Origin of the sequence: Trinickia sp. EG282A (assembly GCF_040965455.1) — a bacterium.
GTDB classification, from domain to species: Bacteria; Pseudomonadota; Gammaproteobacteria; order Burkholderiales; family Burkholderiaceae; genus Trinickia; species Trinickia symbiotica.
Window position 1 is genome coordinate 1270126 of the sequence record NZ_JBFRCC010000002.1, and the last position, 24765, is coordinate 1294890.

The window sequence follows — 24765 nt, forward strand, 5'->3', positions numbered from 1 at the left end:
TCGGCGAGCGGCCCGCTGCGTTGCTTGGCGAAAGCCGCGATTATCGCTCCAGTCGCAGGCCCGGGCGAGCAGGGCTTGCCGTGCGGACGGCCGCCTTTCGGCCGATGAGTACGGTCGCGATCACCGCGGCGGCGAAAAGCCACGTGGACGGCGCGACCGACTCGCCGAAAAAGAGCGTTGCGAAGGCGATCGTGAAAAAGATCTGCAACAGCTGCACTTGGCCGACGCGCGCCGTGCCGCCCATCGCGAGGCCCGCATACCAGGCGAAAAAGCCGATGAACTGCGAGAAAAGGGCGACGTAGCCGAACGCGAGCCAAGTCTTGAGCGCGACCGGACCGGGGTGATGAACATGCTGCTCCCAGCCGAGCCAGCCGACCGGCACGACGAGAAACGGCGCGGCGACGACGAGCGCCCAGCAGATCACCTGCCATCCGCCCAGTTGACGCGCGAGGCGCGCGCCCTCGGCATAACCGAGTGCGCCGACCGCCACCGCCGCGAGCATCAGCGCATCACCCGGGGCGAGCGCGCCGCCGCCGGCGTGAAGCGCGTAGGCGACGACGAGTGCGCTGCCCACCACCGCGCTCGCCCAGAAAGCCGGCGATGGCCGCTCGTGCGAGAGCCAGGCCGCGTAAAGGGCGACGAAGATCGGCTGCAGTCCGACCACGAGCGCACCGTGTGACGACGGGACGGTCTTCATCGCCCAAGCCGAAAAGACGGGAAACGCAACGATGCAACCCAGCGCGACGACGAAAAGGCCCTTCAATTGCGCGCGCGTCGGCCATGGCTCGCGTCGCCAGGCGAGCAGCGCGCCCGCCGGCAGTGACGCGGCGAGCGCCCGGCCAAGACCGTTGAGCAATGGATGGAACTCCTGCACCACGATGCGCGTCATCGGCAGCGTCAGGCTGAAGACGATCACGCCGACGAGACCGAGCAGCATGCCTTGCGATTCGCGCGAATTCATCCTCATGAAAGTCCGGACCGTTGCTGTTGGAAAGAGGTTGGAAAGGAAGAAGCAGCGTCCACTTTAATCGCCCGCGCCAGCACAGTAACGGTACAATTGCAGCGATACTTTTCTGTACAGTTCATGGTGCCGCCATGTCCGTTCCCCTCGATCTGATTCCCGCTCCGCACGGCGCCGCGTCGCTCACGCTCGTCGATCAGCTCGTGCAGTGGGCCCGCCGCCGCATCGACGAGCGCGTTTTCAGGCCCGGTATGCGCATGCCGTCGATCCGCAAGCTCGCGCAGGACAAGGGCGTATCGCGGTTTACCGTCGTCGAGGCTTACGAACGGCTTGTCGCGCAGGGCTATATCGAATCGCGGCGAGGCTCGGGCTTTTACGTGCGCGAGCGCTCGGCCATCGGCGCGCCCGATCCGCGGCGCCGGCAGGAGACGCGCGCCGAGCCGGCCCGCAGCGCGATCGACGTGGCCTGGCTCGTGCGCAATACGCTGCAAACGAGCAGCCCGGAGAAGGGGCCGGGGCTCGGTTACCTGCCGGCGCGCTGGCTCGACGGCGAGCTCGTGGCGAGCGCGCTGCGCACGCTCGGCCGCCAAAGCGCCACGCAGTGGCTCGGCATGGGTACGGCGCAGGGCTTTTTGCCGCTGCGTCAGCAATTGCAGACGCGCCTCGCGGAGCTCGAGATCGGGGCAACGCCCGAGCAGATCGTGCTCGTCTCCGGCATTACTCAAGCGATCGATCTGATCGCGCGGCTCTATGTGCAGGCGGGCGATACGGTGATCGTCGGCGATCCGGCCTGGTTCCAGATGTTCGGCCGCTTCGCCTCGCAGGGCGCGCGGCTCATCGGCATGCCCTATACTGCGGCCGGGCCCGACGTCGATGCGCTCGAGGCGCTGGTCGCGACCTGGCGGCCGAAAATGCTTCTGATCAATTCGGTGCTGCACAACCCGACGGGAACATCGGTGTCGCCCGCGCAGGCATTTCGCATTCTGCGGCTCGCCGAGGAGTACGACTTCGTCATCGTGGAAGACGACGCCTATGGCGATCTCGTGCCGCCGGGCTACCCCGCTACGCGCCTTGCAAGCCTCGACCAATTGAAGCGCGTCATCTACCTCGGGAGCTTTTCGAAGACCCTGACCGGCAATTTGCGTGTCGGCTTCGCGGCATGCTCGCACGAGATGGCGCGGGTGCTTGCCGATCAGAAGCTGCTCGTCGGCATGACGACACCCGAGCTCAACGAGCGGCTGCTCTACAAGGTGCTGACCGAGGGGCACTACCGGCGCCACGTCGAGCGGTTGCGCGCGCGGCTCGACGGCGTGCGCGACAAGGCGGCGCGGATGCTCGAGACGGCCGGCATGAAGCTCTTCACGATGCCCGCGGCCGGCATGTTCCTCTGGGCCGATACGGGCGTCGACGCCGACACGCTCGCGGCGGCCGGGCAGGAGGCCGGATTCGTGCTTGCGCCGGGAAGCCTCTTTTCGCCGCACCAGTCGCCGACGAGCTGGATGCGCTTTAACGTCGCCAACTGTGGCGATCCGGCGCTGCCTGGATTCCTCGCCGGCTATCTCGATGGCCGGCGCGGCGCGAAGCCCTTGAAAACGGCGGTGGCCGTCCCCAGTTGAGCGCCGGTCAATCCTCTTTCACGAAAAAATTGGGAACCGAGAGCATGGCACAAGAAACCCTCAGCTTTCAGGCGGAAGTGAAGCAGCTTCTGCAACTGATGATCCATTCGCTCTACAGCAACAAGGAGATTTTCCTGCGCGAGCTGATTTCGAACGCGTCGGACGCGGCGGACAAGCTGCGATTCGAGGCGATCGCGAAGAGCGAGCTGTTCGAGGACGATCCGAATTTGCGCATTCGGGTTTCGTTCGATAAGGCCGCGCGGACCGTGACGGTCGACGACAACGGGATTGGCATGAGCCGGGATGAGACGATCGCGCACCTCGGGACGATCGCGCGCTCGGGGACGAAAGAGTTCTTCGCGCAGCTCTCCGGCGATCAGCAAAAGGACGCGGCGCTGATCGGCCAGTTCGGCGTCGGTTTCTACTCGGGGTTCATCGTCGCGGACAAGATCACCGTCGAGACGCGCCGCGCCGGACTGCCGGCCGCCGAAGGCGTGCGCTGGGTCAGCGCGGGAGAGGGCGACTTCACCGTTGAGGCCATCGAGCGCAAAGCGCGCGGCACGACCATCACGCTGCATCTGCGCGAAGGTGAGGATGAGCTGCTCTCCGGGTACCGGTTGCGCTCGATCATCCGCAAATATTCCGATCACGTCGCGCTGCCGATCCTCATGAAGAAAGAGGAGTGGGACAGCGAAAAGGGCGAGCTCGTCGAGAAGGAGGAGGACGAGACCGTCAACCAGGCGAGCGCGCTATGGACTCGTCCGAAAAGTGAGATCACCGAGGAGCAGTACAAACAGTTCTATCAGCACATCTCGCACGATCACGAGGATCCGCTCTCGTGGACGCACAATCGCGTCGAGGGCCGCAGCGAGTACATCCAGTTGCTGTATGTGCCGAAGCGCGCGCCGTTCGATCTCTGGAGCCGCGAGCGCCACGGCGGGCTCAAGCTCTATGTGAAGCGCGTCTTCATCATGGACGACGCCGAGCAGCTGCTGCCGTCGTATCTGCGCTTCATCAAGGGGGTCGTCGATTCGAGCGACCTTCCGCTCAACGTTTCGCGCGAAATTTTGCAGGAAAGCCGCGACGTGAAAGCGATTCGCGATGGCGTGACGAAGCGCGTGCTGTCGATGCTCGAGGAACTCGCGAACGCCGAGAGCGATGAGGACAAGGCGAAGTATGCCGCGTTCTGGAAGGAGTTCGGCCAGGTGCTGAAGGAAGGGCTCGGCGAGGATTTCGCGAACCGCGAGCGGATCGCAAAGCTCGCGCGCTTTGCGACGACGCACACGGACACGCCTGAGCAGACCGTTTCGCTCGCCGACTACGTCGCGCGGATGAAGCCCGAGCAGACGAAGATCTACTACGTGAGCGCGGACAGCTGGCAAGCGGCGAAGAACAGCCCCCATCTCGAAGTGTTCCGCAAGAAGGGCATCGAGGTGTTGCTGCTGTCGGATCGCGTCGACGAATGGGCGCTGGCGTACTTCACCGAGTTCGACGGCAAGCCGCTGGCGAGCGTTGCTCGCGGCGACCTCGATCTCGCCGCCTTCGACGATGAGGAGAAGAAGGCGCACGAAGCGATGAACGAGACGATGAAGCCGCTCGTCGAGAAGATGAAAGAGGTGCTCAAGGACAAGGCGAAGGATGTCCGCCTCACGTTTCGCCTGACCGATTCTCCGTCGTGTCTCGTCGCCGATGAGGGCGAGATGAGCGGCTATCTGCAGCGGATGCTGAAGGCGGCGGGGCAAAACACGCCCGAGTTCAAGCCCATCCTCGAGGTGAACCCCGACCATGCGCTCGTCAAGGCGATCTCGCCGGAGCGCGCCGATTTCGGCGACTGGTGCCACTTGCTGTTCGATCAGGCGATGCTGGCCGAAGGCGGTGCGCTCGAGGATCCGGCGAGCTTCGTGAAGCGCACGAACGCGCTGCTGCTCGCCCGATGATCCGTGCAGGACGGCTGCGTCTTGCGGCCGCGCGCGGAGCGTGGCGTGCCACGCCGCGTCCGTCGTTCACGTTCGACCAGAAGGACTGGCTTACGCGCGGTGGCTCGTTGACGGCGCATTTGCGTACGCTCGGCAGCGTCACGTTGCGCGTGACGCGCGAGGCGGTTGCCTGCGCATGGGCCGATGAACGGGCGGCGCTCGGGGTCGCGCGGCGCGAACGGGTGTGGGTGCGCGAGGTCGTCCTGCTCGTGCAGGGGGTGCCGTTCGTCGCGGCGCACAGCATCGCACCGCTCGCGGCGAGCCGCGGCGTCTGGCAGTCGATGCGCCGGCTTTCTTCCAGGCCGCTCGCCGAGCTGCTCTATGACGATGGCAGCGTGTCGCGCTCCGCGCTCGTCAGCGTGCGGTTGACGTCGCGGCATCCGCTGTTCGACCTGGCGCGTCGCGAGATCGCCGGTCAGCCGCCGCAGGGGCTCCTTGCGCGCCGCTCGGTGTTTCTGCGGCGCGGAAAGCCGCTGATGGTGACGGAGTGCATGCTGCCGGCGCTATGGGCGCATCTTGAAGCGCGGAAGTCGCGCGAGAGGGGGGCGTCACCTGCCGTGCGGCGGTTGGCCGGAGAAACAGCGGCGACCGCTCACGACAGACGCGGACGGCTCGCGCGGCCGTTGCATGCGCGGCATCCGCATTCGGTTCGCCGTCATTCATCGTGATGCTGAAGCGTTCGTTTGCACCGGTCGTCGACGAGCACACTCGCGTGCTCGTGCTCGGCAGCCTGCCGGGCGAAGCCTCGCTTGCGCAGGGGCAGTACTACGCGCATCGGCAGAACCGGTTTTGGCATTTGATTGGCGATGTAATCGGAGAGCCGCTGCCGAGCATGGAGTACGAGGCGCGGTTGCAGTTGCTGCTCGATCATCGCGTGGGGTTATGGGATGTGATCGCGCAGGCGCGGCGGGAAGGAAGCCTCGACAGTCGGATTCGCGATCACGCGACGAACGATCTCGCGGCGCTCGTGGCGGCGTTGCCGAATCTCGTCGCGGTCGCGTTCAACGGCGGCACGGCGGCGAAGATTGGGATGCAAGCGCTGGCGGAAAGCCGCCTATCGCTCGATCTCATCAGACTGCCATCGAGCAGCCCGGCATATGCGGCTGTGCCTTACTCCGAGAAGTTGAGGGCGTGGGAAGCGTTGCGTAAGTGGCTACCGGTGTAGCTTCGCCTAAAGCACTCGGCGCTCAAGCGGTCGAGCGGCTGCAATCGACCCGTTCCCGCCCTCAGTTAGTCTCCGCGATCGTCACTGCCACGCTCCATAACAGCCGATCGACCCGGCGGCGGCGATTGCCCACTCGCCTGGTTGACGGGGACGGCGCCCGAAATCGGCGGCATCGTGGGCGGAACATAGTAGATATAGGCACTGGCGACGCAGGCCGGCTGTCCATTGGTTGTAGCGGAACAGCCGTTTAGGATGATATTGCCGTATGCATCGGTGGCCGTGAATGCCGGGTCGGGCATCACGTTGTCGTAAGGCAGCAGCTCGTAGTTCTGGCGCAGGTCCCATACGATGGTGTGCCAGGCCTGATAGGTATGGAATTGGTAGCCGCCGCCGCGCCCCGATCCGCCGCAGCTGGTCCACGCGTAGACCTCGCCGTGGATATACCCGTTAGCGTCGAATCCCGTGACATAGCTGGCCACATGTACACCGCCGCACGAGACCCCGAGGAGCGTTGGGTATGCCGCTGGCAACGGCAGGGTGACCTGAGCCTGCGCAGCGGCACTCGCCAGTAGTGTCAGCAAACCAATCATCTTCATGTCGTGCCTCCCGACTGATTGAAGTGGCGTGGCAGGCGGGTTGAACTGACAAAAAGTCACCTCGGGACTTGTGCCCGAGAGGCGGACGGTGCTTTGTGGATAGCCAATAGGCCGTTCGAGGGCCGGTTGCAGCATGTTTCCCACCTGTTCTGTCTTTCTTATAGGCAACTTCAGGTGGTGCAAGCGGACGGATTGCAGGAGTCGTCGGCCAGAATTCTGTCTGCGCCGCCACACACAGCGCTTGAAAATCAAGCTGGCCTGCCCGACGAACCGTCGGCCGCCATCGCTTCCGCCAAATGGCGCCCGGTCGCTCATCAGCAGACGTTCGCTATGCGACTGGGAAGGAATCGCATTTGGCCGATCCCTGACGAAGCGACGAAAGGAATAGGCGTTGATAACTGAGGCAAACTACGCAGTGCGTCTGTGCCTTATGCCGAGAAGTTGAGGGCTTGGGAGGCGTTGCGTAAGTGGCTGTCGGCTTAGCTTCGCTGCCGAGCATGGAATGCGAGGCGCGGTTGCCAACGCTCTTTTAACCGCGCCTGCATGCGCTATTTTTGCAACTCGGCGGCGTTTGCCAGTGCCGACTGCAGTTTGGACACCGCATCGGCCGTTGCGAGCTGCCCTGCAAGACCCAGGTTGTGCTTGAATTGGCTAAACTCGGCGTGACCGGTACCCGTCACATCCTCGGTGACCACGGTCTGACCGCTCGGGTCCGCCACGGTGCAGGCGAGCGTGACCGAGAAATCCGTCGGCGGCCACGTGACAAGGCTGGGGGACGACGACGTGGTCGTGATTGTCGGCGTGATGACGTAATCAAGATGCTTGGCCTGAATCGTTGCTGCATCCGGTGCGCTCTTGAGCTTAGTCACATTCTTGAAAACATGACCGAGGCCGACGTAGATGGGTAGTTCGAGGTCGTGGTACGGGTGATAGCTCACCTTGTCACCGCCGCCCCCGGGAGTAATTACCTCCTTTGACATCTGTTCGTCTGTGATGACGAGACCCACTGTCTTGTTGAGCGGGGATGTCGAGAGCGCCGGAATTTTGCTTGCGTCGCCGGTCAGCGAAATCTCGTGCGCACAGCCCGATAGTGCTGCAATTATGCTTGCTGCCGCGATCGTTCGAATCAGTGTCATTGTGTTGGGTTCCTCGTCGTGTAGTAGTGCTGTTATTGAATCGCCTCAAGGAAGGCGGGGTCGGCGTATAGCTCGCCGAGCAACTTCTGCACGGCGAGCGGATATTCTTCGCGCGCTTTCGGTACTGCAATCATTGCGGCGAACGCGGAATCCCATTGTGTGCGAGCGGATTTAACTTGGTCATAACGCACCCTTCCGCTTCTCGTCACGATGAACCGTGCCGACAGTCTCGCGGCGCCGGTTGCGATACCGACATCGATGTCGTTTTGCAATAAGGTCGCGGAGATCTCGACATCGCTTTGCGGCGAGAGCTTGCCGGCCATCATCAATTCCTTCGTCATCGCATCGGCAAGGTATGCGCCGAATGACCCTCCAACCGGGGACCTCAACAAATTTGCGCGCAAGGGAACCGGGTACGGGTTTTGGGCGCCTTTGCGAGATTCGAATTCTCCGATTTTCGCGTGAGCGGTAGTGACGTTCTTGAGCGACTGAATGTTGTCGACAGCGGGGGAGTACGGCGGAGCGACCAAAGAACAGGCGGATAACAGCGCAATCGGTGCGATCAGGCCGATTGCACGGACAAAGTTGGGCATGTTTGGTTTACCTCGTGTTGTTAGAGTCGACATACGCAGCGACCTAGGAAGCAATATCGGCCGATGGGTGTCGGTCGCGTGCAGTCTCGGTGGCGGGTCGAATTTGGCCCCTTTTGGGAATATCGGCGCGAAACCGCGAATCTTGAATCGCGCGGAATGACGCAGCAGGCTGGCCGCGGGAGGCCGAATGTCGGTGGACCTCTCAAGCTGCCGTCGAGCAGCCCGGCGTATGCCTCTGTGCCTTATGCCGAGAAGTTGAGGGCGCGGGAAGCGTTGCGTAAGTGGCTGCGGGCTTAGCTTGCCTGGGCGCGGGTTCTGGCCCACCTCAGTCCCAAGCGTCGCATCGTTGACGCTGGGCTGTGAGGTGTAGCGCGTCGTTGAGTGGTAACCGATCTACAACTCGCCGTGTTGCCCGTGGCTAGCGATTGATCGTTTCCGCGTGGTGAAAGATCTTTGCGACAATCATCCAATTCCGGTCGAATTTCAGTAGATTGAGGTTATCGACGTAGACCTTCTCAAAGATGCGAACGCGAACCTGCGCGAAGGCAATCTCGGATGACAGCACCTGGATCTGCAGAATGTCGTCCATGCGCGGTTGTTGCACGCTCTTCGGCGGCGTTCGGGCGGCAATCTCTTCACGATACTGCGCGAACGGACGCAGGTTGAACTCACCATTTCTCATGGTGAATAGTGAACTGGATGGATGAAATACCTGATCGAATTTTTTCAGGTCGCATTCGTACATCACGTCGAAGTAGATTTGTAAAGCGTGCTGAATGCTGTTGATTTCCATGTTGCGCGTCCTCCTGCATGAGTGAAATTTGCGATGTATTGCATCGCGTGCAGCAATGCCCCTCTGCAGACGGCTCAACCTGGTCGCAGAGCAATTCCGCACGGGATCACAGTGCTAGTATCGGCGAAACAAGTCCTCGAACGTTTCATCGGACGGTGAACTATGGACGATACGCCTAATATTGCACGGGTCGCCAGACTCCTCGCTGACGCGGCACGCACGAGGATCGTGTGGACATTGATTGACGGATCCGCTCGCCCGGCAGGCGAGCTGGCTTATCACGCAGGCATATCGGCGCAATCGGCCAGTGCGCATTTGACGAAGCTGGTTGCGGGCGGCCTGCTGGGCGTCGAAGCAAAAGGGCGTCACCGCTATTTTCGAATTGCCAATACCGAAGTGGCCTGCATGATCGAGAGCATGGCCGCACTGGCATCGGGAACGGAGTTGGGCCTGCCGCGGTGCCTTGGATCGGTGCGCTCGCCGACCGAGGCATTCATGTATGCCCGAACCTGCTATGACCACCTGGCAGGGGAAATCGCCGTGGGCGTACTCGCCTCGATGACGAAGGCGCATTGGTTGCGACGCAAGGGCGCCGAGCTGGTTGCCACCCGGCTCGGCGAAGAGCAGTTGCGCGCCATTGGCGTTGATTTGCCGTCGGCGCAGGGAGAGCGTCGCGTGTTTGCACGGCCTTGTGCCGATCTTACGCAACGGCAGCCGCATCTGGGCGGCGCCTTGGGAACGCACATGCTCCGACTCTACGTCGATCAAAGCTGGATTGTGCGCTCGCCGAAGTCTCGCATTGTCAGTGTTACGTCAAAGGGAAACGAGATGTTTCGGAAGCTTCTGGAACTCGGTTGATCATCTCGACGTTCATGCAGTTGCCGTCGACATCACGCAAATGACATTTCGAGCTCGACGCCCGAGTAGTTGACGCGCGGCGCGACTTCTCGACCCTCGCCTTCTTCGAAATGAACGAGCCCGTATCGCTCCATTGTCCGAAGTGTCCGTGATAAATTGGACTTCGCACGGCCGGAGCGCTCCGCTAGTTCGCTCAGTGACGCGGGCTTCGTCTCGGCGATCAACGCAAGCAGCGAGCGGTTTCTGTCGGAAAGCACCTGCGCGAGCGTTTCCAGCGACTGAAACCAGACTTTAGGCTCATCCGGGCTGGGCACGTAGTCACCTCGGGCGATTGCCATCGTCCGCGCTTTGTATTGCTCCAATGATGCAATCCCGACCTTCAAGACGTTGGCTGTAGTCATGCTGAGTGCTCCTTCTCGCGAGAATCGCTTCAACTTCGACCCAGAAATCCGCCAGCAACTTCGCGGCGTCCTTGTAGGGATAGAAACGAACCTTGGGGCCACGATGCGTGTGATCATATTCGACGCGCGTACGCGCTCCCGGTCCTGAACCCTCGCGGATGGGATGCGCGTTATCGAAGCCCAACAGACGACAGCCCGCCTCATCATGAAGCGTGAGCGAATACCGAAGCCCCTGAGGGCGTTCCGCTGACACGGCGCACTGCCTCACCTCGAACTTAACCCAGCACTTGCCGCCGGAATCCACGACAAATCTTTCTCCATCGAGGTAAAGCAGCGTATCAAGGCTGGGATCGCGCAGGTTCGTTTGCATGGATGTTATCACCGGATCATAACTTCATCAATCACCTCGCTCCCGGACCGCTTGTTCAGACGCCGGTGCGGCACCGCTGCCGGCCGTCGTCCGCCTGCATAGCGCGGCATAGGACAAGTGGAGGTCTGCGAATCGCTAGATGCTAACGAGGGGGGGCCTCTTCGCGGCGCATCCGCCTGTTTCTAAGACCGAATGCCACCCTGCGCCACTCGACTCTGCGTGGGTCAATCTGCCGGCTGCGTTGCAAGTGGCTGGCGGTCTGGCGCCTTAGCTGGATTGAACTGATTTCCAGCACGATCGAGCTAGGTTCTGGCTCGGTGGCACTGTGCGGCGGGTTCCGGTGCCGGCTCGACGGTTGAAAAATAAATGGGGCGCGAACCAAATCGCATCGGCGCCGCCTCTTAGCTTCCTGAGAGGTCGTCTCTCACCTTGACCTTGATAAAGGAAGCAAAGCCATGTTTTACGTCAAGAACGTTCCCGGCTGGGAACGCGTTGTCCGTATTATTCTCGGTGCCGTGGGCGCGGCACTTTCAATCTTGTTTCTGAAGGGTGTTGTCGGAATCGTCGGCGCGCTGGCCGCCGCGGGCGTGACCATTTCCGGCCTTGTCGGGTTTTGCCCCGCCTGCGCGATGGTCGGCCGGCGCCTCGCGAAACAACAGAAGCGGTGACATGCCCCTCGACGAGCAAAGACAAGCGGTCATCGACGCAGCACGTTCGGGCGATCCCCTTGCGCTCGAGCGCCTGCTGCGCCTCTTTCAGCCGGACATACGTCGCTATGCGCAGCGCAATTGCTTCATTTCGGACGTGGACGATGCGGTCCAGGAAGTCCTGCTCATCGTGGCACGCAAATTCGAGTCGGTCCGCGCCGTTGCCGCATTCTCCGGCTGGCTCTTCAGCGTCGTGCGCCACGAGTGCAGGCGGCTCGGTCGGAAGGCGTTGAACTTCGATCCCTACGACGAGGAGGAGGTCGATCGATGGCTGGCGCGGCACGACACGGATTCGCTGCGCCGCGAACTGATTGACGCATTGGAGTCGCTACCGCCCGACTACCGCGACGTCCTTTTGCTGCGCGACTTCGAGGAACTCACGATCGGCGAGATCGCCGCGCGTCTCGGCTTGTCGGTCCCGGCGACGAAAAGCCGCCTGCATCGCGCACGCACGCTGGCGCGCGAATATCTGCTTGCCTGATTGCGCCGACCTACGGCGGCGCGCTCCCCGCGAACCGGCGTTAGGCTGGCGGCAGCAGATGTTCGAGACCAGATACTGCATCTATCGGTTCGGCAGTGAGGCGAACCAACTCCGTCGTCAGACTACGATCCTCATAGCCAGACGTCGTTTTCGGCCGTTCTTTCGTTGACTGTATCGCCGGTATTGACGACGCCCCGCGGTTCGATCAGCAGCATCTTCACCTCGGATTCGGCATACGGCTTATGTTCGACGCCCTTCGGGACAACCGCCATTTCGCCGGCACGCAGTTCGATCGAGCGATCTCGGAAGTCGATTCTCAACCGGCCCTCGAGGACGATGAACGTCTCATCGGTGTCGGCATGCGTGTGCCAGACGAAGTCGCCGAGTATCTTCACGACCTTGAATTGATAGTCGTTCATTTCGGCAACGACGCGTGGCTGCCAGTGGGCGTCGATCTGACTGATCTTATCGAGCAGATCGATGGTCTTTAGTTGGCCGCGTTGAGCGGGCGTCGACTGCAAATCGGTGTGCACAATGGCTCCGTTCGGGCAATACCAGTAACGGATCTTATGCCGACTACCGGCGAGTGTCTTGAACGATCGTGACATGCTCTGCGCTAGCCGGCGCGCCGAGCGTGCATCAGGGGACGGGCTTGCATCGTCTGTTCGTCATAGTCGCGCATATGCTGCCTGCCTGACGGCTAAAATGGCGTGCGTTGTGCCGAATTCCTTCCACGAATCACTGACCTGCAATGACCGATAAGTCCGTTCCATCATCCGATCCCGCCACCGATCTCCCCGCCGATTCCGCCGCTGAAAGCCATGTCTCGGAAACCCCGGAAACGCTGCACGAGGACGGTCTGTGGCGCGACGGCGGCTGGACCGCGCGCGTCATCAAGAACGAGGACGACGATGGGTGGGCCGTCGAAATGATCAAGGACGGTGAGCCTGAGCCCGCGCTTGTCGGTCCATGGACGATGGGGCGCAACAAGAAGGATCCGAAGCCGCTCGATGCTTCAGCGTTCAATACGCTCGTGAAGACGGCGTCGGAGGTATTGCGCCGACATGAGCAGCAGCTTCGCGCGCAGTTGCATAAGAGCCTGACGGTGCCGGCGGCAACAGGCGATGGCGAATTGGAAATCACGCTGGACATCGTGCCCGACGAGAACGAGCCTTTTGCGCTGCTGACTGCCCTGGACGCCCTTGGCGAGCAGCTCGCTCAGGTGCAGGTGGCGGCGAACTTCAAGCTCAGCAAGGCGAGCGCCGCGAGCTGGGTGGAAAACGAGTTCCGGCGGCCAAGCGGATCGTGAATGATTTGACTGATTCGACGCAGATTTCCCGATTAGAACGACGGAGCACTACCGGATGGCAATGAAAAAAACCGACCTTGAAAAAAACAAGGCGCTCAAACTGACCCACTCGATGAAGCAGACTCGATCCGAACGTTTCGGAAAAGGCGCGACCGATGCGCCGCTTGGCCGGCGTGAGCAGCGGAAGCTGGACCAGGAAAAAGGGCTCGTGCCATTTGCCTGCAAGCTCGATGGCGAGTTGGTGCGCGAGCTCAAGGAACGTGCCGCCACTCACCCGGAGGGTATGACGGGCTTGCTCGACGAGTTGTTGCGGCAAGCGCTGGCGGCGACGAGCGGCGGCGCCTGAGCGAGGCTGCTATTCTCTCGTCCGTTCCAACCAGGCGCAACGCAGTGCCACTACGATCCCATGACAAACCTCATCAAGCGTGCTTCGGCTGAAGCACGCGCGTTCCGCCGCAGCGGCAAGACCCGGATTCACGACGACACCGCCCCGACGCGAAAGCTGAAACGTGCGAACGGCAAACCGGCGCTCGATCTCGATGCCGGTCCTCGTATCGAGATGCCGCGCAAGCCGCGCTTCGCTCCCGTGACGTTCTCGGAAGAGGGCGGCGTTCGCTATCTGCATTTCGGTACCGAATGGGTGCAAGGGGCGATGCGGCTCAGGAAGCCCGACCATATCGAGCTCGAGTATGCGCAGCAGATGATGGCATGGCTGCTCTTTCTCGAAACGCCGAAGCGCATCGTGCAACTGGGCCTCGGAGCGGCGGCGCTGACGAAGTTCGCCCATCGCTTCCTGCCGCGCGCCCGCGTGGACGCGGTCGAGCTCAACCCAGCCGTAGTGGTCGCGGCGCGGACCATGTTCGCGTTGCCGCCCGACGATGCCCGGTTGAGCGTCCACGAAGCCGATGCCTGGGATTTCGTCAACGATCGCGCCAATCACGGCACCATCGGCGCACTGCAAATCGACCTCTACGACGCCACGGCCCGCGGACCGGTGCTCGATAGCGTCGCTTTCTATCGCGCCGCGCGCGCATGTCTGACCGAAGCGGGCGTCGCGACGGTCAACCTCTTTGGCGATCACCCGAGCTTCGTGCGCAACATGAAGCATTTGAAGACCGCCTTCGAAGGCCGCGTGATCGCGCTGCCCGAGGTCCACGAGGGCAACCGCATCGCGCTCGCGTTCTCGGGACCGGCGCTTTGCGTACCGTTCGCCGCGCTCGGGGCTCGCGCGAAGCTGATCGAAGAGAAGCTCGGCCTGCCGGCGCGCAAGTGGGTCAAGGGACTCGTCGCCTCGCTCGGCGAAAAACCGGACTTTTTCGAGATCTAAATCCGGCGCAGACCGGAAGCGCCGCATGCCGACACCCTTGCGGCTGCCCCAAGCCGGGCCGGACGCCCCGGGTCCGCCCTGCTTGACCGTCGGTGTGGCACTCCTATACTCTTGCCAGACTTTTGAGAGGCCGGAAGGCTGCTGTAAGCAGGGCCGGCCCGACATCGGTCGATACGGGTAGCAGGTTCGATAACGAGTAAAAGAGGAGACGTCATGGCTCATAACGCCGACGCTCAACGAGCCGCCAAACGCTGGCTCTGGCTGCTGGTTCTTCCCTGGATCGCGATGATCTGGGTACCGTCCTACAACAGCATGGACCCGCAGCTGTGGGGATTTCCGTTCTTCTACTGGTACCAGCTGTTGTGGGTGCTCGTGAGCGCGGTCATCACCGGCCTGGTGTACTTCAGGACCAAGCCGCGTTCCAGCGGGCCGGCCTCCCAAGGAAAAGGAGGCGCGCAATGAACGCAACCGCTACTGGCGTCTTCGTCTTCTTTTTCCTTGCGATCACGGTTCTCGGCTTCGTCGCCGCGCACTGGCGGCGCGGCGACCTCGCCCATCTCGAAGAGTGGGGGCTCGGCGGCCGGCGCTTCGGCACGATCGTTACCTGGTTCCTCGTTGGCGGCGATCTTTATACGGCCTATACGTTCGTTGCCGTGCCGGCGCTCGTCTTCGGCGCCGGCGCAATGGGCTTTTTCGCCGTGCCCTATACGATTCTGATCTATCCGTTCGGGTTCCTCGTGCTGCCGAAGCTCTGGAGCGTGGCGAAGCGCCATGGCTACGTGACGGCCGCCGACTTCGTCAGTGCGCGCCACGGCAGCCGCATGCTTGCGTTGGCCATCGCGGTCACGGGCATCATCGCGACGATGCCCTACATCGCACTGCAGCTCGTCGGCATCGAGGTTGTCATCGGCGCGCTCGGATTCGATACGTCGGGCTTTGCCGGCGACCTTCCGCTCATCATCGCGTTCGCGATTCTCGCCGCCTACACCTATACGTCGGGGCTGCGTGCGCCGGCCATGATCGCCATCGTGAAGGATCTGCTCATCTACATCACGATCATTGCGGCCATCATCGTCGTACCGGTGCAACTGGGCGGCTTCAGCCATATCTTCGCCTCCGTGCCGCCGGCCAAGGTCCTGCTGAAGGCGCCCGACGCGGCGAGCATGAACGGGTTCTCCGCTTACGCCACGCTGGCGGTGGGTTCGGCCTTCGCGCTCTTCCTCTATCCCCACTCGGTCACGGCGGTCCTGTCGTCGTCCTCCGGCAACGCATTGCGCCGCAACATGGCGATGCTGCCCGCGTACTCGCTCGTGCTGGGCCTGCTCGCGCTGTTGGGCTTCATGGCGCTGGCCTCGGGCGTGCAGAACATGCCGGAATTCCAGCCGTACTTCAAGGCGTTCGGCCCGAACTTCGCCGTGCCCGCGCTGTTCCTTCACTTCTTCCCGTCGTGGTTCGTCGGCTTGGCATTCGCGGCGATCGGCATCGGCGCGCTCGTGCCGGCCGCGATCATGTCGATCGCCGCGGCCAATCTCTACACGCGCAACATCCATCGCGAGTTCGTCAATCGCAATATGTCGCATGAGCAGGAGACGCATGTCGCGAAGCTCGTCTCGCTCGTCGTGAAAGTGGGGGCGCTCGTCTTCATCATCGGCCTGCCGCTCAAGTTCGCGATTCAGCTCCAGCTGCTCGGCGGCATCTGGATCATTCAGACGCTGCCCGCGATCGTGCTGGGACTCTATACGCGCAAGCTCGACTACCGGGGGCTCCTCGCCGGTTGGGCCGTCGGCATCGTCTCGGGCACATGGATGGCGGCCACGCTCAAGCTGACGAGCTCGATCTATACGATCCATCTGGGCAGTGTCGCGATTCCGGGCTACGCGGCACTCTGGTCCCTGATCCTGAACCTCATCGTGGCGGTGGTCGTGAGCGTCGTCGTGCGGGTTGCCGGCATGGCGGCCAGCGAGGATCGCACGCGGCCCGAAGACTATCTCGACGTACTCGAGAGCTGAAACATCGCGTCCCTGCGCGCCGCCGCAGCAGCGATGTGGCGGCGTGCTCCGAGGACTGCCCCCGTCGCTCGACGACGGACCGGCTTTCGTCGACAATGAGCGGCCATGGCCGCTCTTCTCAGTCCCCAAATCCTCGTCGCCCGTGCGGCGCGTGCGATCAATTCGCCGTACTACCGCTATCGGTACGCGAAAGTGTTGCACGCGGTGCGCGTCGGCTTGGCGATGCTCGTGTCGATCCTGTTGACGACAGGCATCGACGTGCCGAACGGCATCTGGGCGTCCGTGACGGTCCTCGTCGTCATCGGTGGGCTCCAGCATCAAGGCAATATCCGCAAGCGGGCCGCCGAGCGTGCACTGGGGACGGCGCTCGGGGCGGCCGTCGGTCTCGCCATGCTGATCCAGCTGGATCTCGTCGGATCCGCGACGCTCACCTATGTGCTGATGTCGATAGCCGCCGGCATTTGCGGCTATTTCGCGATCGGGCGGCCCGGCTATATCGCGTTGTTGACGGCGATTACCATGCTCATCGTCGCGGGACATGGCGACAATTCGATCGCCACGGGCCTATGGCGCGTGCTGAATGTACTTGTCGGCATCGCGGTTGCACTCGTTTTTTCGTTTGCCCTGCCGCTTTATGCGACCTACTCGTGGCGCTACCTCCTCGCGCGCAATCTCCGCGAATGCGCGCGGATCTATTCCCGCATCGTAACCGGCGCGGCGATCGACTCGGGCGAACAGCTGACTGCGTTCGCGGGGCTCGGCGAGCGGCTCGTCAAGCTGCGCTCGCTGATGCCCTCGGTAGCGAAAGAGATCGATACGCCGATCAAGCAGCTCGAGGCCGTGCAGCGGCTCCACCGATCGATGCTGAGCGCGCTCGAGATGCTTTCGACAGCAGCGCTTGCCGAGCCGGAGCGCGCAGCATCGGCGATCGGCTCAGGCAAGCGCGACCCGCAGGTCTACGCGGTGCGCGCCACGCTGCTCGCGATGGCTCGTGCGCTGCGCTTCGGCTCCGAGTCGCAAGCGAGGTTGCAAGCGACGGGCAGTTGGCCTCCCGGTGCCACGGCCATCGTTCTTGGCAACACGGAAGACCTCAAAGGCCAGGAGTGGATTGCCCAGCGTTTCGCCGAGCAGGTCGATCGCCTGCGCGCCTTGCTCGCGGAAAGCGAAACGCGGTGGAACATCGAGCGACGCTCCGCGCTCGCGCGGCTGCATTGACAGCCGCGCACGGCACTCGACTTTTCTTTGCTGGCGGGCGGCGCTCACCAGCGCGCCGCATCAACGCAGTGCTTCGATGAGTTTTTCAAGCTTGACCGCATCGGCCGCGAATGTGCGAATGCCCTCGGCGAGCTTTTCAGTTGCCATCGCATCGTCGTTCAGCTGATAGCGGAATGCGGGCTCGTCGATGGCGATCCGTTCGACGGTCTCGTTCGCGAGCGCCTCGGCCGAGAGCTTGCGTTCGACCGGCTGGTCGCTCTCATACAGTTTTTGCAGAAGATCGGGGCTGATCGTCAACAGATCGCAGCCGGCGAGCTCGACGATCTGATTCGTTGTGCGAAAGCTTGCGCCCATCACTTCGGTCTTATAGCCGAACTTCTTGTAATAGGCGTAGATGCGCCGCACCGACTGCACACCAGGATCGTTCACACCGCCCATTTTCGCTTCGTCCCACTCGCTGCCGGCCTGCTTCTTGTACCAGTCGTAGATGCGGCCGACGAACGGGGAGATCAGCTTCGCGCCCGCTTCCGCGCAAGCGGCTGCCTGCACCGGCGAGAACAGCAGAGTCATGTTGCAATTGACGCCTTCTTTTTGCAGGACTTCGGCGGCGCGGACGCCCTCCCACGTCGATGCGAGCTTGATCAGCACGCGCTCGCGATCGATGCCGGCGGCCTCGTAGAGCTTGATGAGCTCATGGGCCTTGTCGATGGAGCCTTTCGCGTCGAACGACAAGCGCGCGTCCACTTCCGTCGAGACGCGTCCCGGAATGATCTTCAGAATCTCGCAGCCGAACGCAACGAGCAACTCGTCGATGATCGCGCGGGCCGGCTTGTCGGCATGGTCGCGCACGGTTTTCTCCAGCAGCGGCTTGTAGGCATCCTTTTGCACCGCCTTCAGGATCAGCGAGGGGTTCGTCGTGGCGTCGCGCGGCTTGTACTGGGCAAGCTGCTGGAAGTCGCCTGTGTCCGCGACGACGATCGTGAATTGCTTCAGTTGGTCAAGAGCATTGGTCATGGCAGATATCGGGCGCTGGCGCCCTGACGAAAAAACGTAACGGGTTGACGGGACGCTCGAATTCGGAGCGATAGCCTTGGAGCAACAGCCGTGCAGCGATTCCGGCCGCGTACGGCAGCCAACATCCCCTATTTTATTCCCCGGCGGGCGCGAGGCGCTTTGCGTTCTGCAATGAGCCGCCGTCCGCGCACTCGAATTCGCCTGCGAAAGAGGATTGCGGCCCCGTTTTATTTGCTTAGCGTGCGCATCGCTGCTTCGAGTCCGGCGAGCGTGAGCGGATACATGCGATCGCCGAGCAGCTGGCGAATGATCGCGATAGATTGCCGGTACTCCCAGAGCCCCTGCGGCTCGGGATTGAGCCATACGTGATGCGGGAACTGGTCGGCGAGGCGGCGCAGCCAAACGGCGCCCGCTTCGGGGTTGTTGTACTCGACGGATCCGCCCGGCTGCAGCACTTCGTACGGGCTCATCGTGGCGTCGCCGACATAGATCAGCTTGTAATCAGACGTAAACCGGTGCAGGACGTCCGACGTGGCGATCCGTTCGACATGGCGGCGGCGGTTGTTCTTCCACAGGTGATCGTAGACGCAGTTATGGAAGTAGTAGAACTCGAGGTGTTTGAATTCGGCTTTTGCCGCGGAGAACAGCTCCTCGGTTCGCTTGATGTGGTCGTCCATCGACCCGCCCACGTCGAGCAGCATCAGCACCTTCACCGTGTTGTGGCGTTCAGGCACCATCTTGAGGTCGAGCCAGCCTGCGTTGGCCGCTGTGCTGCGAATCGTGTCGGGCAGGTCCAGTTCTTCGGCCGCTCCTTCTCGCGCGAAGCGGCGCAGGCGTCTCAGCGCGACCTTGATGTTGCGCGTGCCGATCTCGACCTGATCGTCGTAGTCGCGATAACCGCGTGCTTCCCATACTTTGACCGCGGTGCGGTTGCCGGCCGATTCGCCGCCGATGCGCACGCCTTCAGGGTTGTAGCCGCCATGACCGAATGGCGAGGTGCCACCGGTGCCGATCCATTTGTTGCCCCCCTCATGGCGTGCCTTCTGTTCATCGAAGAGCTGCTTCAGGCGCTCCATCAGCTTGTCGAGGCCGCCCATCGCCTCGACTTGCGCTTTCTCATCGGCCGTGAACTCGCGTTCGAGGCGCTTCTTGAGCCACTCGGGCGGTATGTCGAAGGCGGTCTCCGTCAGCGCCGCGACGCCATGAAAGTAAGCGGCGAACGCCTGATCGAACTTGTCGAAGTAACGTTCGTCCTTCACGAGCGTCAGGCGAGCCAGGTAGTAGAACTCGTCGAGCGACGGCGCGATCACGCGCTCGCGAAGCGCCTCGATCAGCGTCAGGTACTCTTTCACGGAAACAGGCAGCCGTGCTTCTCGAAGCGTATAGAAAAAGTCGATCAGCATGCCGCCCGTCCTCCTCCTTTGTCCCCCGCACTCGACGTGCCAATTGCGCTGGTGCCTTTTGCAAGTCGGTGCCCGTGACCTCGAGCGCTCCTCGTCGAGCGCCTCCGTAACTGCGTGCTACCGGTTGTGACGATTCATGAAGACAAGGCGCTCGAAGAGACTCATGTCCTGCTCGTTTTTCAGCAACGCGCCCGCGAGCGGCGGAACGATCTGCTTGTGATCCGGCGAGCGCAGCGCTTCGGGCGGGATCTCTTCGGCAAGCAGAAGCTTGAGCCAGTCGAGCAATTCCGACGTCGAGGGCTTCTTTTTCAGGCCCGATACGTTGCGCAGCTCGAAGAAGCTTTCGAGCGCCGCGCGCAGCAGGTCCGCCCGGATGGCGGGGTAGTGCACATCGACGATTTGCTGCATCGTCGCGGGATCGGGAAACTTGATGTAGTGGAAGAAGCACCGGCGCAGGAATGCGTCGGGCAGTTCCTTTTCGTTATTCGACGTGATGACGACGAGCGGACGATGTTTCGCGCGCACGATCTCGCGCGTTTCATAGACGTGAAACTCCATGCGGTCGAGCTCGCGCAGCAGATCGTTCGGAAACTCGATGTCGGCCTTGTCGACTTCGTCGATGAGTAGGACGGCCGGCGAGTCCGATTCGAACGCCTGCCAGAGCACGCCTTTCACGATGTAGTTGGCGATGTTCTTCACGCGCTCGTCGCCGAGCTGTGAATCGCGCAGGCGCGAAACGGCGTCGTATTCGTAAAGGCCTTGTTGCGCTTTTGTCGTCGACTTGATGTGCCACTGAAAGAGCGGCATGCCGAGCGAGGCGGCCACCTCCTCGGCGAGCATCGTTTTGCCGGTGCCGGGCTCGCCCTTGATCAGCAGTGGACGCTTGAGCGTCATGGCGGCATTGACGGCGAGCTTGAGATCGTCGGTGGCGACGTAGTGCGACGAGCCTTCGAAACGCATAGGTACGCTCTCTCGGGAAATTCCGGTCAGTATAGGGCAGAAGCCGGTTCAATCTGCGGCATGATGTCGCAGGCCGTCCGCCGGCCCGCCTTGCGGGGGGCGTCGGCCGGGCCCGCGGGGCCGCGCGGGCCTTGTGGACGTGCGGCTGAGCGTCGCGGTACAATTGCCGCGCTTTTTTGGCCTCTATTGGGGCAATTTCGACAATGAATGGCGGCGTGGCGATGATCCGCGCCGTGGCCCGCCGCGGTCAAGCGGGCGCTCGTTTCCCCTCAGCCAGGTTGAACAGAATATGACTTCTATCGTCGGCAAACATGTCGTGACCGCGACGCTCGCGGTGCTTGCGGGGTTTGCGCTGAGTGCCCACGCTGCCGATGTCGTCGGCAACGCGAAGGCAGGGCGCGACAAGGTCGCGATGTGCATTGGGTGTCACGGCATTTCCGACTACCGCACGGCCTACCCCGAGGTCTACGACGTGCCGAAGCTCGGCGGGCAGAACGAGAAGTACCTCGAGAACGCGTTGCAGGGCTACAAGAAGGGCGACCGCCACTTCCAGACGATGCACGCGATCGCGTCGTCGCTGACGGACCAGGACATCGCCGACATCGCGGCTTACTACGCGGCACAGACGCCTTCGTCGCCGAACAATCCCGAAAAGTGACCCCTGTGCGGGACGCTTTCAGCCTTCCAACTTCGCGGGATAGGAGAATTCATGAACAAGCCTGACCAGGCCCTTCGGACGGTTATCAAGGCTGCGGGGGCAGCCATCGCCATCGGCGCTCTCGTGGCTTCGAATCTGGCCCTCGCCGCCGACGCGTCGAACGGCAAGACGCTCGTCGAGAGCCACAACTGCGCGGCCTGCCACGGCGCGGGCCTCAATAAGCCCGTGAGCCCCGAATACCCGAAGCTCGCCGGGCAGCATGCCTCGTACGTCTATTGGGCGCTGCGTCAGTACCAGATGGGCAACGGCAACCCGAATTTCGGCCGCAACAATCCGATCATGCAGGCGCAAGTGCAGTCGCTCTCGCAAAGCGACATGAAGGACATCGCGGCGTATGTGGATTCGCTGTCAGGGGATCTGGTGCAGAAAAAGTAAGCGGCACGCGCGTTGCGGCGCGCACGACGCACTCGATCTGATAAACGCCCCGCTCGCGCGGGGCGTTTGCTTTGCACGGGCGATCTTTTGGCGATGAATCGGCCTGACTGCCGCTCTCTATCAATCCCGCGACGCCCGTCGCTCGATGCGGGCCAGATAGGCGTCGGTGTCCGGCGGCATGTTGCTGCGCTGCGCTTCCCAGATCGTCTCGCCGAGGCATTCCATGATGGCGTGCTGCGCCTCGTGTGTGGACCCTAGACGGGCGACGAGCCGCTCGTGCGCCGCCCGGATGCCGGGCGGCTGATCGATCGAAAGCTGCTCGCTGATCGCGAGATGCATCGACAAGTGCAGGAACGGATTCGTCCTTCCCGCTTCCGGCGCGTACTCCGCCGCTGACGCCACTGCCTCATCGGACAATTCGCCATGGTACTCGGGGTGCTCGACGATCCAGTCCGCCGCTATGGCCTCGAGCGGCGTGAGAATCTCGCCCGCGCGTTGCTTGCGCCAGGTCTCGGTAAAAAACCGTCTGACTTCTTCTCGGCTCGGATTGAACATCTCTGAGGGGGTTTCGTTTCAATTGTGCGCGGCTGTGCGGCGCTCGGCAACGGCGATCGCTTCGCCAGGTCCTCTGCGCGCCGCGGGCGTTTTCGGTGAATCCTGTATTTTACGCCCCTGCAGAGTCGCACCGGGTAGACCCCTTCGGATGTCCTGGATCATTCATGCCGCTCCGGGTTCGCGGCGGCCATCGTCTATTCGCTCTACATCGTCATCGGCGCGCGCGTCACGCGCGGCGTCGATCCGCTCGCCACCACGGCCGTCGTCTGCCTCGCGGCCGCGGCGATGTTCGGCATGCTCGCGATCGCGCGCGCGGCCGCCGGCATGCCGCCGCACTGGCCCGGCACGTCCGCCGCATGGGCCGCCGTCATCGGCATCGCGCTCCTCTCGACCGTGGCGGCGATGCTCGCCTTCTTCGGTGGCCTTGCCCGCTTGGGCGCGGCGCGCACATCGATGCTGTCGACGCTCGAGCCCGTCGTCACGGTGACGCTCGCTTCGCTGCTGCTCGGTGAGACGCTGGGGTGGCTGCAGTGGATGGGGGGCGCTTCGGTTCTCGGCGCCGTGCTCTGGCTGGTCCGCTCGGGAGGCGGGGCGCGCGACGAGGCGGTTTCGCTCGAGGCGAATCAGTAGCGCAAGCCGCGGCTTGCGCGGCCCGACGCTCAAAACTCGGGCGGCGGCGTCTTCGGCTTGTATTCGCAAAGCGGCTCGATCACGCAGTGCCAGCATTCGGGCCGCCGTGCCTTGCAGACATAGCGCCCGTGCAGGATCAGCCAGTGGTGGGCGTCGTGCCGGAACTCGGGCGGCGTGAATTTCTCGAGTGCGGCCTCCACGGCACGCACGTCCTTGCCCGGAGCAAGGCCGGTTCGATTCGCGACGCGAAAGATATGCGTGTCGACGGCGATCGTCGGCTGGCCGAACGCCGTATTGAGCACGACGTTCGCCGTCTTCCGGCCGACGCCGGGCAGACCCTCGAGCGCTTGGCGCTCGGCGGGCACTTCGCCGCCGTGCTGCTCGAGCAGAATCCGGCACGTCGCGATGACGTTCTTCGCCTTCGTGCGGTAAAGGCCGATCGTCTTGATGTACTCGGCGACCCCTTCCTCGCCGAGCGCCAGCATCTTTTGCGGCGTGTTTGCGACAGCGTACATCTTGCGCGTCGCCTTATTGACTGAAACGTCGGTTGCCTGTGCCGAGAGCATCACCGCGATCAGCAACTCGAACGGGGTCGTGTATTCGAGCTCGGTTGTCGGATGCGGATTGAGGCTTTGCAGCGCCTCGTAGATGGCACGGCGTTTAGTGGCGTTCATTCGCGGCTAACGGGGTTTGTCGTTCGTTGTCGGACCACGGGTGTCGGATCGCGTGTTGTTCTCAGCTGCGTCGTCGCCGTCCGTAGCCGCAGGCTCGCCGCCAAGGCCGAGCCGGCGCCGACGGGCCTCGGCGGCGTCGATCTGGGCCTGCACCGCCGGCGAAACACCCGTGACGTTCTTCGGCGCCATACCTTGAGCGGCCAGCTCGGCCTTCTTCTGGCGTGCGCGCTCGAGCGCGGCTTCGATGATGGCGCGCTTTTTCGCCTCGGCATCGTCGACAGTGGTCGGCGTGTCCGCTTCCCGCGCCGCGGGAGCGGGTGCCGACGCTGCCCGGCGCGCCGCCGCGCGCTCTTCGGCCGCTTCGCGCTCGCGAGCGAGACGAGCAAGTCGCCGGTCATGCCGGACGCGCGCGGCCGCCGCCTGAGCGTCGCTCCACGCCTGCCATCCCGTTGCCTCGCCCGTTACCGGGATCATCGCGATGCAATCGACGGGGCAGGGGGCGACGCAGAGGTCGCAGCCCGTGCAAAGCTCGGCGACGACGGTATGCATGAGCTTCGGCGCGCCGACGATGGCATCGACTGGGCACGCCTGCATGCAGAGCGTGCAGCCGATGCAAAGCGATTCGTCGATGAAGGCGAGCGGGCGCGGACGCTCCGCCCCGTTGGCGGGATTGAGCGCAATCACGGGCTTGCCGAGCAGCGCGGCGAGCCGCGCAATGCCTTCCGCGCCGCCGGGCGGGCACTGATTGTATCCGGCGGCACCGTTCGCGACGGCTTCGGCGTAGGGACGGCAACCGTCGTAGCCGCACTTCGTGCACTGGGTCTGAGGTAGCAGATCTTCGATGCGATCCGCGAGGGTCTTTCTATCGGTCACGTTCGGAAACGTCATGACGCAGCCCGTGGCGCTTGCCGCCAGCCAAGCAG

At 63.0% G+C, this 24765-nt stretch carries 29 protein-coding genes and 1 pseudogene; 16 read left to right on the forward strand and 14 right to left on the reverse strand.

Translation table 11 applies throughout. The features are described 5' to 3' along the window. Window positions 1-40: 40 nt before the first annotated feature. On the reverse strand, window positions 41-961 hold the full coding sequence (locus AB4Y31_RS13790; RefSeq protein ID WP_020566465.1) for a DMT family transporter: 921 nt from the start codon (window positions 959-961) through the stop codon (window positions 41-43). Window positions 962-1095: 134 nt separating this feature from the next. Between AB4Y31_RS13790 and AB4Y31_RS13795 the strand changes: the two genes are divergently transcribed. Genes AB4Y31_RS13795 through AB4Y31_RS13810 form a run of 4 tightly spaced genes read left to right on the forward strand, consistent with a single transcriptional unit; the run spans window position 1096 to window position 5718 of the window. Then, window positions 1096-2577 (forward strand): PLP-dependent aminotransferase family protein, encoded by a 1482-nt coding sequence (locus AB4Y31_RS13795; RefSeq protein ID WP_368674351.1) that lies wholly within the window; start codon window positions 1096-1098, stop codon window positions 2575-2577. Window positions 2578-2621: 44 nt separating this feature from the next. Continuing rightward, window positions 2622-4514, forward strand: coding sequence for a molecular chaperone HtpG (gene htpG, locus AB4Y31_RS13800; protein WP_368674352.1), 1893 nt, complete (start codon window positions 2622-2624; stop codon window positions 4512-4514). Then, window positions 4511-5221, forward strand: a complete 711-nt coding sequence (locus AB4Y31_RS13805; RefSeq protein WP_368674353.1) for a chorismate lyase — start codon at window positions 4511-4513, stop codon at window positions 5219-5221. The genes htpG and AB4Y31_RS13805 overlap by 4 nt, the downstream gene beginning before the upstream one ends. After that, window positions 5218-5718, forward strand: coding sequence for a DNA-deoxyinosine glycosylase (locus tag AB4Y31_RS13810; RefSeq protein WP_368674354.1), 501 nt, complete (start codon window positions 5218-5220; stop codon window positions 5716-5718). The genes AB4Y31_RS13805 and AB4Y31_RS13810 overlap by 4 nt, the downstream gene beginning before the upstream one ends. A gap of 65 nt (window positions 5719-5783) precedes the next feature. On the opposite strand, the gene AB4Y31_RS13815 is transcribed toward AB4Y31_RS13810, so the two are convergent. From AB4Y31_RS13815 to AB4Y31_RS13830, 4 genes are all read right to left on the reverse strand, one after another. Next, window positions 5784-6314, reverse strand: coding sequence for a hypothetical protein (locus tag AB4Y31_RS13815; protein WP_368674355.1), 531 nt, complete (start codon window positions 6312-6314; stop codon window positions 5784-5786). A gap of 548 nt (window positions 6315-6862) precedes the next feature. Further along, complete coding sequence (locus AB4Y31_RS13820) at window positions 6863-7450, reverse strand: hypothetical protein (protein ID WP_368674356.1); 588 nt, start codon at window positions 7448-7450, stop codon at window positions 6863-6865. Between the two features lie 32 nt (window positions 7451-7482). Continuing rightward, complete coding sequence (locus AB4Y31_RS13825; protein WP_368674357.1) at window positions 7483-8076, reverse strand: hypothetical protein; 594 nt, start codon at window positions 8074-8076, stop codon at window positions 7483-7485. Window positions 8077-8461: 385 nt separating this feature from the next. Further along, the gene (locus AB4Y31_RS13830) at window positions 8462-8836 is read right to left on the reverse strand and encodes a nuclear transport factor 2 family protein (RefSeq protein WP_368674358.1); all 375 of its coding nucleotides are present in this window, start codon (window positions 8834-8836) and stop codon (window positions 8462-8464) included. Window positions 8837-8998: 162 nt separating this feature from the next. On the opposite strand from AB4Y31_RS13830, the gene AB4Y31_RS13835 reads away from it, so the two are divergent. After that, window positions 8999-9694, forward strand: coding sequence for an ArsR/SmtB family transcription factor (locus AB4Y31_RS13835; protein ID WP_368674359.1), 696 nt, complete (start codon window positions 8999-9001; stop codon window positions 9692-9694). A gap of 32 nt (window positions 9695-9726) precedes the next feature. Here AB4Y31_RS13835 and AB4Y31_RS13840 read toward each other — a convergent pair whose 3' ends face one another. Then, on the reverse strand, window positions 9727-10032 hold the full coding sequence (locus AB4Y31_RS13840) for a helix-turn-helix domain-containing protein (RefSeq protein ID WP_368674360.1): 306 nt from the start codon (window positions 10030-10032) through the stop codon (window positions 9727-9729). After that, window positions 10013-10465 (reverse strand): DUF6516 family protein, encoded by a 453-nt coding sequence (locus tag AB4Y31_RS13845; RefSeq protein WP_368674361.1) that lies wholly within the window; start codon window positions 10463-10465, stop codon window positions 10013-10015. Before AB4Y31_RS13845 ends, AB4Y31_RS13840 begins: the two co-directional genes overlap by 20 nt. Before the next feature lie 455 nt (window positions 10466-10920). On the opposite strand from AB4Y31_RS13845, the gene AB4Y31_RS13850 reads away from it, so the two are divergent. After that, a complete protein-coding gene (locus AB4Y31_RS13850; RefSeq protein WP_368674362.1) occupies window positions 10921-11133 on the forward strand; it encodes a DUF2892 domain-containing protein in 213 nt (70 codons plus the stop codon). Between the two features lies 1 nt (window position 11134). Further along, window positions 11135-11653 carry an RNA polymerase sigma factor gene (locus AB4Y31_RS13855; protein ID WP_368674363.1) on the forward strand — a complete coding sequence of 173 codons (519 nt, stop codon included), beginning with the start codon at window positions 11135-11137 and terminating at the stop codon, window positions 11651-11653. 131 nt (window positions 11654-11784) lie between these two features. Here the strand turns inward: AB4Y31_RS13855 and AB4Y31_RS13860 are convergent, their stop codons facing one another. Continuing rightward, window positions 11785-12186, reverse strand: a complete 402-nt coding sequence (locus AB4Y31_RS13860; protein ID WP_368674517.1) for a cupin domain-containing protein — start codon at window positions 12184-12186, stop codon at window positions 11785-11787. Between the two features lie 218 nt (window positions 12187-12404). Here AB4Y31_RS13860 and AB4Y31_RS13865 point away from each other — a divergent pair, with 218 nt between their 5' ends. From AB4Y31_RS13865 to AB4Y31_RS13890, 6 genes are all read left to right on the forward strand, one after another. After that, entirely contained in the window at window positions 12405-12962 is a 558-nt protein-coding gene (locus AB4Y31_RS13865; protein WP_368674364.1) for a hypothetical protein, read from the forward strand. Between the two features lie 55 nt (window positions 12963-13017). Further along, complete coding sequence (locus AB4Y31_RS13870) at window positions 13018-13308, forward strand: hypothetical protein (RefSeq protein ID WP_018443004.1); 291 nt, start codon at window positions 13018-13020, stop codon at window positions 13306-13308. A gap of 60 nt (window positions 13309-13368) precedes the next feature. Beyond that, the gene (locus AB4Y31_RS13875) at window positions 13369-14289 is read left to right on the forward strand and encodes a spermidine synthase (protein ID WP_368674365.1); all 921 of its coding nucleotides are present in this window, start codon (window positions 13369-13371) and stop codon (window positions 14287-14289) included. 213 nt (window positions 14290-14502) lie between these two features. Continuing rightward, complete coding sequence (locus AB4Y31_RS13880) at window positions 14503-14751, forward strand: DUF3311 domain-containing protein (RefSeq protein WP_368674366.1); 249 nt, start codon at window positions 14503-14505, stop codon at window positions 14749-14751. After that, window positions 14748-16298: a monocarboxylate uptake permease MctP gene (gene mctP, locus AB4Y31_RS13885; protein ID WP_368674367.1), complete on the forward strand. Its 1551-nt coding sequence runs from the start codon at window positions 14748-14750 to the stop codon at window positions 16296-16298. The genes AB4Y31_RS13880 and mctP overlap by 4 nt, the downstream gene beginning before the upstream one ends. Before the next feature lie 105 nt (window positions 16299-16403). Continuing rightward, complete coding sequence (locus tag AB4Y31_RS13890) at window positions 16404-17513, forward strand: FUSC family protein (protein ID WP_368674368.1); 1110 nt, start codon at window positions 16404-16406, stop codon at window positions 17511-17513. A 60-nt stretch (window positions 17514-17573) separates the two neighbouring features. Here AB4Y31_RS13890 and tal read toward each other — a convergent pair whose 3' ends face one another. The 3 genes from tal to AB4Y31_RS13905 all read right to left on the reverse strand — a co-directional run bounded on the left by tal (window position 17574) and on the right by AB4Y31_RS13905 (window position 20890). Then, on the reverse strand, window positions 17574-18527 hold the full coding sequence (tal, locus tag AB4Y31_RS13895; protein ID WP_368674369.1) for a transaldolase: 954 nt from the start codon (window positions 18525-18527) through the stop codon (window positions 17574-17576). A gap of 227 nt (window positions 18528-18754) precedes the next feature. Further along, the gene (locus AB4Y31_RS13900) at window positions 18755-19930 is read right to left on the reverse strand and encodes a VWA domain-containing protein (protein WP_368674370.1); all 1176 of its coding nucleotides are present in this window, start codon (window positions 19928-19930) and stop codon (window positions 18755-18757) included. A gap of 117 nt (window positions 19931-20047) precedes the next feature. Next, window positions 20048-20890, reverse strand: coding sequence for an AAA family ATPase (locus AB4Y31_RS13905; RefSeq protein ID WP_368674371.1), 843 nt, complete (start codon window positions 20888-20890; stop codon window positions 20048-20050). A 289-nt stretch (window positions 20891-21179) separates the two neighbouring features. Between AB4Y31_RS13905 and AB4Y31_RS13910 the strand changes: the two genes are divergently transcribed. Both AB4Y31_RS13910 and AB4Y31_RS13915 read left to right on the forward strand, forming a co-directional pair. Then, the gene (locus AB4Y31_RS13910; protein ID WP_026230101.1) at window positions 21180-21548 is read left to right on the forward strand and encodes a c-type cytochrome; all 369 of its coding nucleotides are present in this window, start codon (window positions 21180-21182) and stop codon (window positions 21546-21548) included. A gap of 51 nt (window positions 21549-21599) precedes the next feature. Beyond that, a complete protein-coding gene (locus AB4Y31_RS13915) occupies window positions 21600-21983 on the forward strand; it encodes a c-type cytochrome (RefSeq protein WP_018442995.1) in 384 nt (127 codons plus the stop codon). A 120-nt stretch (window positions 21984-22103) separates the two neighbouring features. On the opposite strand, the gene AB4Y31_RS13920 is transcribed toward AB4Y31_RS13915, so the two are convergent. Continuing rightward, window positions 22104-22538: a DUF1841 family protein gene (locus tag AB4Y31_RS13920; RefSeq protein ID WP_368674372.1), complete on the reverse strand. Its 435-nt coding sequence runs from the start codon at window positions 22536-22538 to the stop codon at window positions 22104-22106. Between the two features lie 183 nt (window positions 22539-22721). Between AB4Y31_RS13920 and AB4Y31_RS13925 the strand changes: the two are divergent. Further along, window positions 22722-23168 (forward strand): annotated as a pseudogene (locus AB4Y31_RS13925) (EamA family transporter); the annotation flags it as partial. 29 nt (window positions 23169-23197) lie between these two features. Here the strand turns inward: AB4Y31_RS13925 and nth are convergent. Together nth and rsxB are read right to left on the reverse strand one after the other, a co-directional pair. Next, a complete protein-coding gene (gene nth / locus AB4Y31_RS13930) occupies window positions 23198-23842 on the reverse strand; it encodes an endonuclease III (protein ID WP_368674373.1) in 645 nt (214 codons plus the stop codon). Window positions 23843-23848: 6 nt separating this feature from the next. After that, complete coding sequence (gene rsxB / locus AB4Y31_RS13935) at window positions 23849-24757, reverse strand: electron transport complex subunit RsxB (RefSeq protein WP_368674518.1); 909 nt, start codon at window positions 24755-24757, stop codon at window positions 23849-23851. Between the last annotated feature and the right edge of the window lie 8 nt (window positions 24758-24765).